This window comes from Faecalicoccus sp. (assembly GCF_036552745.1).
GTDB lineage: Bacteria > Bacillota_I > Bacilli_A > Erysipelotrichales > Erysipelotrichaceae > Faecalicoccus.
The window spans coordinates 1-11,449 of record NZ_JAXKBY010000118.1 but is presented as its reverse complement, the minus strand read 5'-3'; the positions used below and the strand labels follow the sequence as shown (position 1 = coordinate 11,449).

The following is an 11,449-nucleotide window of genomic DNA, read 5'->3' as shown; positions in this document are numbered from 1 at the left end:
AACTTTTAACTGTTAGACCCCCCTTTTGGCTTTATACTTTTTCAAACCATCCTTGTTTCAAACAGATATTATAAATTCCATCATCGATATTGGCATCTGTGACAAAAGATGCCTTTTCTTTTAGTTCATCTACGGCATTTCCCATGGCAACGCTGGTCCATTGTGGATCAAACATCACTAAATCGTTGGTATCATCTCCAAATACAACGACATCTTTTAAATCTCCGTGGATTTGTTTCATCATATCCAGAATCCCTTGATGTTTGGCATCGTATTGAAAGATATAATATTCCGGAACAAAGCGTAAATGTCCGATCGTATCGAGTAATGTGACTTGTTTTTCCTGCTCAGGACTAACCGACATATAAATTTTATAAATGACTTTTAGGGCATCGTAGTCTAAATCTGGATCGATAAAATAACGGGTCGGCTCCTGTCGGGGACCTGCTTGTTGGCGAAATAAATCATTTTTGGCATAAACATCGATTGAATCGTTTAGCTGTAATAATAAGCCGATTCCTAATGCATCGGCTTCCTTGATCAAAGCTTTTGCCTTTTCCAGATCAAGAGGGATATTTCGCACGAGAACATCGTTGATGACAAGGCCTCCACCGCCGCAGCATACCATGTTGTGCAGACCGACTTCTTTCATGAAGTTGATGCATTTATAATGCGCTCTTCCGGTTGCAATAGCCACAAAATGGCCGGCTTCTTGTAACAGATTCAACGCTTTTTGCGCACTGCCAACGATTTTATTTGTCTTTCGATCGGTGAGCGTTCCATCAATATCAAAGAAAAAATACTTTTTAGGCATAGAATTCCTCCTTTTGTTCAATCATAGCATAAACCTCTGCTTTAGATGTACTTAACTTTGTTTCTAAAAAGGATGCGTATTGCTCAACTTAGTTACATTTTATCATCAAAAAAAGAAGCCGCAGCTTCTTTTAGATTTCATGAATGTAAATATTATTGACACGATCCGGTCCAACAGAAACCATCGACATACGAACACCGGTAAACTCTTCGATAAAGCGAATATAGGCTTTACAATTTTCCGGTAATTCATCGAAGCTTTCCATTTTGGAAATATCTTCTTTCCAGCCATCAAATTCTTTATAGATTGGTTTTGCCTTTGCGACCATGGACTGATCACTTGGTATATAATCATAGACCTTGCCATCGATTTCATAACCGGTGCATACATACAGCTTATCTAATCCGCTTAATACATCGATCTTTGTCAGGACGATATCTGTTAAACCATTCATCATTTTCGCATGTTTGACGACAAGAAGATCTAACCAGCCACATCGTCTTGGACGACCGGTCGTAGCACCATATTCAAAGCCTTTTTCACGAATCCATTGTCCTGTTTCATCATTCAGCTCCGTTACAAACGGTCCTTCTCCAACACGTGTAGAATACGCTTTGACAACACCAACGACGGTTTGGATGCGGTTTGGTGCTACACAAGCGCCCGTCGTAACACCGGCACTGGTTGGGGAAGAAGATGTTACATAGGGATATGTACCATAGTTAATATCCAACATGGCTGCCTGTGCCCCTTCAAACAATACGATTTTATCTTCGTCCAATGCTTCATTCACAATATGTGTCGTTTCTTTGATCATCGGTACGATTTGATCGTAAATGGCTTCAAAATCTTTAACCATTTGATTGTAGTCCATGGCTTTGCCATCATAGACTTTAGTGAACAGTTTATTTTTAAAGTCCAGACATTCTTTCAAACGAACTTTAAAGCTTTCAAAATCAATGAATTCATGAAAACGAATACCACGTCTGGCGTATTTGTCAGCGTAACAAGGACCAATTCCTTTTTTCGTGGTTCCGATCTTATGACTGGCGCTTTGTTCTTCCAGTTCATCCTGATAACAGTGATATGGCATCAACATTTGAGCACGGTCACTGATAATGATATGATCACAAGTCAAACCGCCTTGTTTTAAGGTTTCCATCTCTTTTAATAATACAAAGGGATTACATACAACACCCGGTCCGATGACACAAAGTGCATTTGGATTTAAAACACCGCTTGGCAGCAGGTGAAGCACATGTTTTTCTCCTTGCACGATGACCGTATGACCGGCATTGTCGCCTCCTTGAAAACGAACGATCATGTCTGCTTTCTGGGCTAATACATCAACAATTTTTCCTTTTCCCTCATCGCCCCATTGAGTTCCAACGATTACCTGGCTTGGCATAGGTTAAAGCCTCCTTAAACAATACAGAAAAATTATATCAAAACTGATGATATAGTCAAATTCAGTTTCATTTGAAAGTGGGTTAAACATTATAATTTTTCGATTTTTATGCAAAAGTAAATACTATTTTACACAAATAATGTATAATGTTTACAGTAAAAATGATTAGACAGGTGGTGATAAGGAATGAAAGAAAGATTATCAAAAAGAGAATTAGATATTATGGAGGTTTTGTGGGATGCCAATGAGCCATTATCCGCAAATGATATTTTGAATCTGATACCTGATATTACCATGAATACGATTCAACCAAACTTGAAGAAATTGATGAAGAAGGGATTTATCGAAGTCAGTGGAGTGGGTTATACAAAAAACTCAATTACCCGACAGTTTGTTCCTTTGGTTTCTCAGTCAAAATATATTTCTAAATACTTAAATCAAAGTGCGTTAAAGGATTTTGCGATGATGTTTGTAGAGTCCAGTTCATCTAAAGAAGAACTACAGGAGCTTCGTGATTTGATCAACGAAAAACGCAAAGAATTAGACAAATAAAGAAGATGCGGCGCATCTTCTTTTAATATAGACAATAAATATAATGATAGAAAATTCGTTTCCAGAACGGCAGCTTTGATAGAATCGCATCCTGACAACATTTTTCCAGACGTTTTAGATCTTTACGCTCTACGATATAAGGTGAATAATAAACCAACTGCGCTTTTTGTTGAAGAAGACAAATCGTATCAAGGGGCAAAGCAGGCACAGTATGGTGGATCACATCTATATTTTTTTCATCCAGAAGATCAATGTCTTTTAGACTTGGATAGATACTGAAAAGATGAAGGATATGATCCATATATTCCTTTGTTGAGAAAGATTCTTTTTTACGCTTCTTATAGAAGTAATGAATCAACAAGAGTATCACAGTGATGTTGATACCACCCACAAATAAAAGGATAACAGCACGATCAAAAATTCTGAATACTGAAGAAAAGCCATAGTTGAGATTTCGGTTATTTTGCAAGCTGGAAAAATCAGATGTATCTTGTGCTATGAGTTGTTGAAGCGTTTCTTCATCTAGACCGGGATATTCTACATGAATTTCTTGATGAGCATCGGGTGTCATATCAATGGGAATCCATCCGTAGCATGGGAAATAAAGCTCGATCCATGCGTGAGAATGATTTTCCGGAACTTCCGCCATAAAGGAGCCTTGTTTATACGTAAAGTCCTGTGGATAGATCACATACCCAGTTACATAGCGACTGGAAATACCGTACATGCGATATAAAAGAGCCGCAGCCGATGCGTAATGGACACAATACCCTTTTCTGGTGGAAAACAAAAAGGATTCTACGGCATCCTCCTGTGAGGACATATAACCAGGTGTTCATGTATATTCTGTGTAGTTTTCTAAAAGCTTTACAATAAAAACTGTAATTTCATTCAAATCTGTTTTTGGATTATCTTCTACCAGCTTTGCCAGCCTTGGTAAAGCATCCATATCAACGCTTTGATAGAGACGTTGTGCCGCACTTTGATCGTATTGTATGAATTGCTCCAATTCTTCTTCCAGATCCAATGAATCTAAGTTTTGTACATGATCCAATTCCGGATAAAAGGAATAAGTCGTACTCTGGTTATGATTCCATTGTGTGAGTAGATCATAAGGTGTTAATGTTGTATCCCATTCGGTTTTTTGTTCCGGCAGGATCGTTATCGTTTGTGATTCCATATCCAGTTGATCGGTCAATGCATTTCGAATTCTTGCCTGATAGTTACGATACTGATAGGGAGATAAATAGGATGCATATAAGTCTCCAACTTTATCAATCTGGCGTGTCGCATCATCCTGGCTCCATTGATTCTCTTCGTATAAAAAGCCGGTAAAGTTTTTTAAATAAATGTTGGATTCAGGTTTTGTTTCCATCTGTGCGGTAAATACGATTTCATCACTGGCATAGTTGTTGCCTAAAGATACCATACCGGAAGAAAGTATGCGATCATCTCCGCTTTGATCTTGGAAGGTTTCATGAAGAAAGTGCTCCAGGCGGTTTGCCTGATCCGATAAAGGCTTTTGCAGGTAATTTGATGTGAATAGACCAACAGGAAGGATCAAAATACAGAGCACAAGCAAAGAGAGTATATTTTGTTTAGAAGGATACTTTCTAACTAAAAGAAGGAATGTAAAATTGAAGAAAGACAAAAGCATCAAGAAAGAGATATTTACACCAGTTACGGTTAAAAATCCCATCTGGATGCAGAATAAAAAACGGACTAGTCAAAAAGAGAGATCTGCAAACAATGGTACAATGTCATAGAGAATAAAAAGTAAGGAGGAAATAACACTCTATGGCAAATAAACAAAAACAGTTTGATATTCAGTTTAAAAAGGATGCCGTTAAATTTTGTGAAGATCATCCAGATATGATACATGCAGAATGTGCAGACAAACTTGGTGTTGGAAACAGCACGCTTGCTCGGTGGAAGCGGGAATACAAAAACAACAATAATGAAGTACAGTTTCGCGGTTCCGGTAACTTCAGCAGTGATCTTGAAAAAGAAAATGCCCGACTGCGAAGAGAATTGAAAAACACACAAGATGCTCTTGAAATATTAAAAAAAGCCATCAGCATTCTGGGAGACTAACTCAAATACGATACCGGCTGGTTTTTGAAGCTTCACAGTCCAATCCAGAATTTGAAGTTACTGGAGTGCTGAAACAACTAAAGGTATCAAAATCGGGCTACTATGCATGACTGAAGCGAAAAAAGAGTCCACAACAGCTGCATAAGGAAATGGTCATGGAAAAGATACAGCAGATCCATAAAGAAAGCCACGGGATATATGGGGCACCCAAAATAACAGAATGTCTTAAAAAGGAAGGTCATACCATATCACAGCGAACGGTCAGCCTATATATGAAGGAACTAGGGATTCGAGCATGCTGGGTAAGGCCGTATACGATTACAACATTGAATAGTGATTTTAACAGTAGGCTAACAAATGTATTAGACAGAAATTTTAATCCAGAGAGACCAAATGAGGTATGGTGTACAGATATAACATACATATGGACAATAGCGGATGGATTTGTATATTTGACAAGCATTATGGATCTATATTCAAGAAAGATCATAGCATGGACATTGAGCAAAACACTGGAAGTAGAAGAAGTATTAAAATGCGTTGAGATTGCAAAACAACGCAGGGAAATAAAAGACCCATTGATTATACATAGTGATCGTGGAATTCATTTTACTTGTAGAAAATATAGTGAATTGACAGACGGTATGAAACGAAGCTATTCAGAAAAAGGGGTACCCTATGATAATGCATGTATTGAATCCTTTCATTCACTGATCAAAAAAGAATGGCTGAATCGCAAGGTGATATTGGACTACGATCATGTGTATGATCTATGTTTTGAATATATAGAAACATTTTATAATACAGCGAGAATACATAGTCATTGCGATTATATGTCGCCTAAACAATATGAAGATTTATGGAACAAGGTTAACTAGATGGACAAACTCTCTATTTAACTTGTCCATTTTCTTGACATAGTACCACGTGTCATTCTGTTCAAACAGTGGAAGAAACCAAAACGTATCTATATAAATCTACAGAAGCTAAATAAGGTACTGCCTTATCACTTTTCAGATGAGCAGATTTATTCGGTGGCGAACACACGGCTTGGGTTATATCGACAGACAGGGATGAGAGTAGCCAATTTTCTTCTCAACCCAGAAGTGCTGGCAATTGGAAAAGAGGACCGACCGGGATTGGTCAATCCTCTGACATACTATCTAAGATAAGTTGTACATCAACATATAAATGTAGCGCCGTATACGAGACCCGTACGTACGGTGCAATGAGAGGGCGAAGATTAATTTCTTCCCTCTACTCTATTGATTTTGATAAAGCATCTCTAAATTTCAATCTTTTTGGTGAATTTATAGCCATTCGGATAAATTTTAATACCTTGTCATATTTATCTTTAGGATCATTCATGATAAACCAGAACCGCCAAGTCCTCTTAATGATTATTCATCTCCTGAAACTCTTTAAGAGCTTCCTTTCTACAAGTTCCTAAATTATATCGTGATTCCCTAATTTCATCGCCCATTTGCAAATGACAAGCTTTTTTAAATTTTCTTTTGACGTTAAATGTGGTCTAAATCATCCAATCAAGGCTATATCAGTTTTATTCCTTCAAAGTTTGTTGTTTTGGACAAATACCATTACAAAATGAAAAAGGAAATCGGTGTTTTCGTTCTTTTTATGGATGTCAAGTTTTCAAATATTTTTTTGATCGGTTTCATTGAAAATTATTTCATATCTTTTACAATAGTATCAGGAGGTTTTTATATGAAAGTGAACCAGGATCGTTTATGGGAACATCTTCAGACTCTGGCTGCTATTGGACGCAATCCAGATGGAAGTATTACAAGGCTGCCTTTTACCAAACAAGATCAAGAAGCACAAGATTTAATTCAGACGTATATGCAACAAGCTGGATTATCTGTGGAAATCGATCCTGTCGGCAATGTGATCGGCAAGTGGATGGATCAGACAATGGCAGGAAAGCCCGTTGTAACAGGCTCACATTATGATAGTGTGATCCAGGGAGGTATGTTTGATGGGTGCTTGGGAATTTTGGGAGCCATTGAAGCCATAACCGTTTTAAAAGAAAGTGGTTATAAACCCAATCGTCCTATTTACTGTATCGGTTTTAAGGATGAGGAAGGAAATCGCTTTGGATATGGAATGATCGGCAGCAAAGCTATCAATGGTCTTGTATCGGATGAAGATTTATTAAGTAAGGATGAAAAAGGAATCTCTTTACAACAGGCCATGGTTGATTTTCAGTTAGAACCTTCACTGTATAAGCAATGTCAAAAAACGGATTTTTTGGCTATGATCGAACTTCATATCGAACAGGGAAAGGTATTGGAACAAAACCACAAACAAATCGGTATTGTTACAGGAATCGCCGGTCTATCCCGGTATACTATTACTATTTACGGGGAAAGCGGACATGCCGGAGCCACACCGATGAAGGGCCGTATGGATCCCATGATACCGGCTTGTGAACTGGTCTTACGAATTCAGAAAAAGGCGTCCATGCTTAAGGATTGTGTGGCAACCGTAGGAAAGCTGGAAACAAGTCCCGGTGCATGTAATATTATTTGTGATCATGTGATGCTTTCATTGGATGTACGAAGCATAGATCCTGCAAATATTGATTGTATCATAGACGATGTAAAGGCATTTTTAAACCAGATTCCCTTTCAAAGTACCTTGGAACATGAGCAATCTTTAAACTGTGCGCCCTGTTCACAGTCCATTCAGGAGCAGATCAAAGAAGTTTGCCAGTCTAATGATCTTAGTTTTATGTCATTGATGAGTGGTGCTGGTCACGATGCCATGAATTTCTATGAACACTGTCCCATTGGAATGATCTTTGTCGAAAGCCACAAAGGATATTCACATCGGAAGGAAGAGTACACATCTCCAATTTCTTGTGCACAAGGGACACTTGTCCTGGCACAGATGCTTCAAAGATTAGGGCAGTGATTCGAATACTTACAAGTGTTTGGAGGGAACGATGAAAGATACTTTGAAACGTTTTTTTAAGATTGATGAACGACATTCAAACTTAAAAACGGAAATGATTGCCGGAATTACTACTTTTATGACAATGGCATACATCCTTGTTGTACAGCCGGCATTAATGGTTGGCAATGCGCCGAGTCTAATTGATGTAAACGGAATCTTGATTACCAAGGAAGCCATTGTGGTTACTTGTGCTGTGGTCAGTGGTTTGATTACATTATTGATGGCTTGTTATGCCAATTTGCCTTTTGCTCTGGCTACAGGCATGGGAAGTAATGCTTTATTTGGTGGAATGCTTGTCAATGGGGAAATTTCTTTTGGCGGTATCATGTCAATGACATTGATTTCCGGATCGATCTTTTTACTGCTGACCCTGTTTGGAATACGTGATCTGATCGTAAAAACGATTCCAAGCAATTTAAAGATTGCGATTGGTACAGCCATTGGTTTTTATGTCGCATACCTGGGCTTTAAAAACAGTGGTATCGGTACTTTTGTCAACGGTATATCACGCGGTGACTTTACCCAGCCTTCGGTCTATCTGGCGCTTTTGGGCTTGATCATTATTGCCGTGCTGACGGCTAAAAAAGTGACAGGAGCCATTTTGATCGGTATTTTGGTTGTGACGGTCCTTGGAATTCCACTTGGCGTGACAACGGTTCCTGAATCTTTATTTAAGGTTCCTTCGTTTGAAGGCCTTTCAAATGTCGTTTTCCAATTCGATTGGAAATCCGTTCTTACCTGGTCAGCCGTTCCTTTGATTTTTACGGCATTCTGTGGTGACTTTTTCTCCACTTTAGGTACGATCCTGGGTGTAGGTGCCAAAGCCGGTATGTTGGATGAAAAGGGAAACTTCCCGGACATTCAAAAACCATTTTTGGTTGATGCGATTGGTACTTGTGTGGGCGCCTGCACGGGAAATACAGTCATTACAACCTTTGTGGAATCCAGTGCCGGTGTCGAAGCTGGAGGGCGAACCGGCTTTGCCAGTGTAATTACGGCTCTTATCTTTTTTGCCATGGTTCTGTTCTCACCACTTGTACTGATGATTCCCAATGCGGCAACCGGACCCGCTTTGATCTTTGTCGGATTTTTAATGGTGCAAGGTATAAAAAATATTGATTTTTCTGATTTTACCGAAGCTTTTGGACCTTTTGCGATGATCATGTTTACCATCTTTACCGGATCGATTGCCGGTGGTATTTCCAGTGGAATTATCGCGCATGTTTTGATCAAAACATTGACAGGGCATTATAAAGAGGTACATCCTTTCTTATATATTTTATGTATTCCCCTTGTTTGTTATTTTATTTTCTAGTAAAGGCAAAAAAGAAGTAAGCATAGATACAAATTTAGAGTGCAGGAATTGGAGGAGCCATGAAAATACAACCTAAAAATAAGAGAAATTTATTAAAAGCGGCTTTGGGTGAGATCCCCAGTGATCTTTGTATTCAAAATGTAAAATTAGTGAATGTCATTACCGGAGAGATCTATCCGGCCAATGTCTTTGTGTACGAAGGGATGATTGCCCACGTGGAATATCAAGATTTGACAAAAGATCTGGATAAGGCTAAAGAAGTATTGGATGCAAAAGGAAAATACATGATTCCGGGGCTGATCGACGCGCATGAACATATTGAAAGTTCAATGATGACGCCAAGAAATTTTGCCCGATGCGTGATTCCGCATGGAACAACGACTGTTGTTACCGATCCGCATGAAATTGCCAATGTGGTTGGAAAAAGAGGGGTATACTATATGCATGAGGCAAGTGAGGGCTTGCCGATGCGCCAGTTGATCGATATCCCAAGCTGTGTCCCCTCGGTTCCCGGTCTGGAAAATGCCGGTGCCAGTTTTTTTGCGGAGGATATTGCCGAATTGGCAGAACTGGATCGTGCTGTTGGGCTTGCGGAAGTGATGGACTTTTTGGCTGTGATCCATGGTGAAGATCGCATGATGGACATTATCGATGCCATGGATAAAAAGGGATACTACCTGCAGGGACATGCACCATATTTAAGTGGAAGAATGTTATCGGCTTATTTGTGTGGTGGTCCTAAAACTTGTCATGAATCTCGTACCGGACAGGAAGGACTGGAAAAGTTAAGAGATGGAATGTTTGTCGATGCCAGAGAGTCTTCCATCACTAAAAATATTGAAGATATATGGAAGGGCATCAAGGACGTACGTTTTTTTGATCATCTCTGCCTGTGTACGGATGATAGAGAAGCCGATGATATCTTACATAAGGGGCATATGAACGATGTAGTCCGATGTGCCATTGCCTATGGGATGGATCCGGTTCTGGCCATAAAGAGCGCTACTTTTAACACTGCAAGAGAAATTAATATAGAAAATTTAGGCGCGATTACTCCGGGATATGTCGCCGATATGCTTTTAGTGGATGATTTAACGGAATTAAAGCCCAGCCATGTATTCTTCGGTGGACAGCTGGTTGCCAAAGATGGAAAGCTGGAAGTTCCAGTAGAAGAAAAGACGTATCCTTTAGAAAAAGAAAATACAGTGGTTGTCAAACCTTTAACGATTCAGGACTTTACGATCCAGGCACCGATTGACAACGGAACTTGTAAAGTGAATGTGATGGTCTATAAAGATCTAAAGTTGTCCAGCACTTTATTGGAGACCATAGAGTTGCCGGTCAAAGACGGAGTGGTGCAGCTTCAGGATACCAGTCTAAAATATGTGGCGGTCATCAATCGCCATAAGGGGCATGATACCATTGGATTAGGCATTGTAAAAGGATTTGGTACAACGACAGGTGCTTTAGCTTCAACCGTCAGTCATGATTGTCATAATTTAACCGTCGTTTATGATACACCGGAAAATGCTTTGCTGGCAGCAAATGCTTTGATTCGATGTGGTGGTGGAATGAGCGCTGTCAAAGAAAATGAATTATTATACGTGCTTGAATTACCACTGGCCGGGTTAATGTCATTAAAGCCGGCGGAAGAATTGGCAAAAGACAATCAAAAAATGAAGGAAGCCAATCGTATTTTAGGACTCACGGAAATGGAAAATCCTTTATTGCGCATTGTCACCTTAGCTTTACCGGTCATTCCAAATGTCAAAATGTCCGATCTGGGATTAGTGGACGTCAACGCAAAACAATTGATTCCTTTATTTGCATAAAACGACATCTTAAAACATCTGAGAAGTTGAAAAGGGAGATAGAGTGTAGACACTTTGATCTCCCTTTTTATTGAGTCGATTATAGGATGTTTTTGGTGCAGGATTGCCAATACGATGTTGGCTTCTGTAGCTTTGATGCTTAATGGATTTGGGCATCTTTGTATCCAGAGAAATATACAGCTCACAAAGTAATAGGTGTGATCATTCCTATAAAATGGAGCAATTAATACTATTTTTAACGCTTAACGTTAACATAATTCTGATTACTGAATACAAGTAACCAACTAAGAAAAATGATTGAAAATACAATTTAAAATAAACGCTATACCCACAGTTTGGTGATTTAGCCATAATTCAGCATTAAAAAGAAACCTCAAATAAAGCATCTGTTGCAATCTGCCGGATAAAAAAGTAATGAATAGAGTACTTCAACTTCTTTAAGACATAGACAAGTATTT

General features: G+C 39.0%; 10 protein-coding genes. 6 read left to right on the top strand and 4 right to left on the bottom strand.

Going from position 1 to position 11,449, the window contains the following annotated elements; translation table 11 throughout:
- Nucleotides 1–31: 31 nt before the first annotated feature.
- Both U0M88_RS05830 and U0M88_RS05825 read right to left on the bottom strand, forming a co-directional pair.
- A complete protein-coding gene (locus tag U0M88_RS05830) occupies nt 32–814 on the bottom strand; it encodes an HAD hydrolase family protein (RefSeq protein ID WP_168964802.1) in 783 nt (260 codons plus the stop codon).
- A 130-nt stretch (nt 815–944) separates the two neighbouring features.
- Nucleotides 945–2,222, bottom strand: coding sequence for an adenylosuccinate synthase (locus tag U0M88_RS05825; protein ID WP_331869194.1), 1,278 nt, complete (start codon nt 2,220–2,222; stop codon nt 945–947).
- A 186-nt stretch (nt 2,223–2,408) separates the two neighbouring features.
- Between U0M88_RS05825 and U0M88_RS05820 the strand changes: the two genes are divergently transcribed.
- Nucleotides 2,409–2,774, top strand: coding sequence for a BlaI/MecI/CopY family transcriptional regulator (locus U0M88_RS05820; RefSeq protein ID WP_117446369.1), 366 nt, complete (start codon nt 2,409–2,411; stop codon nt 2,772–2,774).
- Between the two features lie 22 nt (nt 2,775–2,796).
- Here U0M88_RS05820 and U0M88_RS05815 read toward each other — a convergent pair whose 3' ends face one another.
- Entirely contained in the window at nt 2,797–3,597 is an 801-nt protein-coding gene (locus U0M88_RS05815) for a transglutaminase-like domain-containing protein (protein WP_331869193.1), read from the bottom strand.
- A 12-nt stretch (nt 3,598–3,609) separates the two neighbouring features.
- Nucleotides 3,610–4,473 (bottom strand): hypothetical protein, encoded by an 864-nt coding sequence (locus U0M88_RS05810; protein WP_331869192.1) that lies wholly within the window; start codon nt 4,471–4,473, stop codon nt 3,610–3,612.
- A 98-nt stretch (nt 4,474–4,571) separates the two neighbouring features.
- Here U0M88_RS05810 and U0M88_RS05805 point away from each other — a divergent pair, with 98 nt between their 5' ends.
- The 5 genes from U0M88_RS05805 to ade all read left to right on the top strand — a co-directional run bounded on the left by U0M88_RS05805 (nt 4,572) and on the right by ade (nt 10,991).
- Nucleotides 4,572–4,868 carry a transposase gene (locus U0M88_RS05805; RefSeq protein WP_331869191.1) on the top strand — a complete coding sequence of 99 codons (297 nt, stop codon included), beginning with the start codon at nt 4,572–4,574 and terminating at the stop codon, nt 4,866–4,868.
- Nucleotides 4,869–4,978: 110 nt separating this feature from the next.
- Entirely contained in the window at nt 4,979–5,746 is a 768-nt protein-coding gene (locus tag U0M88_RS05800; protein WP_331869195.1) for an IS3 family transposase, read from the top strand.
- Between the two features lie 847 nt (nt 5,747–6,593).
- The gene (locus U0M88_RS05795) at nt 6,594–7,802 is read left to right on the top strand and encodes a M20 family metallo-hydrolase (protein WP_331869190.1); all 1,209 of its coding nucleotides are present in this window, start codon (nt 6,594–6,596) and stop codon (nt 7,800–7,802) included.
- 31 nt (nt 7,803–7,833) lie between these two features.
- Complete coding sequence (locus U0M88_RS05790; RefSeq protein ID WP_117447202.1) at nt 7,834–9,159, top strand: NCS2 family permease; 1,326 nt, start codon at nt 7,834–7,836, stop codon at nt 9,157–9,159.
- Between the two features lie 59 nt (nt 9,160–9,218).
- Nucleotides 9,219–10,991, top strand: coding sequence for an adenine deaminase (gene ade, locus U0M88_RS05785; RefSeq protein ID WP_331869189.1), 1,773 nt, complete (start codon nt 9,219–9,221; stop codon nt 10,989–10,991).
- Nucleotides 10,992–11,449: the final 458 nt, after the last annotated feature.

What these genes read in the sequence shown, in the direction of transcription:
- U0M88_RS05830 (WP_168964802.1), bottom strand. Translation starts at nt 814, where the DNA reads ATGCCTAAAAAGTATTTTTTCTTTGATATTGATGGAACGCTCACCGAT.
- U0M88_RS05825 (WP_331869194.1), bottom strand. Translation starts at nt 2,222, where the DNA reads ATGCCAAGCCAGGTAATCGTTGGAACTCAATGGGGCGATGAGGGAAAA.
- U0M88_RS05820 (WP_117446369.1), top strand. Translation starts at nt 2,409, where the DNA reads ATGAAAGAAAGATTATCAAAAAGAGAATTAGATATTATGGAGGTTTTG.
- U0M88_RS05815 (WP_331869193.1), bottom strand. Translation starts at nt 3,597, where the DNA reads ATGTCCTCACAGGAGGATGCCGTAGAATCCTTTTTGTTTTCCACCAGA.
- U0M88_RS05810 (WP_331869192.1), bottom strand. Translation starts at nt 4,473, where the DNA reads ATGGGATTTTTAACCGTAACTGGTGTAAATATCTCTTTCTTGATGCTT.
- U0M88_RS05805 (WP_331869191.1), top strand. Translation starts at nt 4,572, where the DNA reads ATGGCAAATAAACAAAAACAGTTTGATATTCAGTTTAAAAAGGATGCC.
- U0M88_RS05795 (WP_331869190.1), top strand. Translation starts at nt 6,594, where the DNA reads ATGAAAGTGAACCAGGATCGTTTATGGGAACATCTTCAGACTCTGGCT.
- U0M88_RS05790 (WP_117447202.1), top strand. Translation starts at nt 7,834, where the DNA reads ATGAAAGATACTTTGAAACGTTTTTTTAAGATTGATGAACGACATTCA.
- ade (WP_331869189.1), top strand. Translation starts at nt 9,219, where the DNA reads ATGAAAATACAACCTAAAAATAAGAGAAATTTATTAAAAGCGGCTTTG.